The sequence below is a fragment of the Flavihumibacter cheonanensis genome (assembly GCF_022352215.1).
Lineage (GTDB): Bacteria > Bacteroidota > Bacteroidia > Chitinophagales > Chitinophagaceae > Flavihumibacter > Flavihumibacter cheonanensis.
Window position 1 is genome coordinate 1 of the sequence record NZ_JAKRWF010000047.1, and the last position, 291, is coordinate 291.

The 291-nt window shown below is 65.3% G+C and carries 1 protein-coding gene; it reads right to left on the reverse strand.

The features are described 5' to 3' along the window. Positions 1–291: thiolase family protein (locus tag MD536_RS21070; RefSeq protein WP_498366314.1), on the reverse strand; the 291-nt coding region annotated here is incomplete at both ends.

Genomic DNA, 291 nt, shown 5'->3' on the forward strand with positions numbered 1-291 from the left:
GGTGAAAGCATCTCCCCGCTGGCGATCAGCACGCGCCGGGCACGACCGGTCTGCACCAGGCTGGCGGCAATATCCAGGGCATTCAAAAAGCTGTTGCAGGCGTTCTTTATGTCCAGCACGTGGGCATGCCGGCAGGCGGTCTTGACCTGCACCAGGTTGGCGGTAGCCGGCTCGTTGATATCGTGCGTCGCCGCCGCGAAGATCAGCAGGTCGATATCCTCTGGCTGCAGCCCGGCATCTGCCAGCGCCTGGATACCGGCCTGAGCCGCCAGGTCCGAGCTGGCCTGCCCC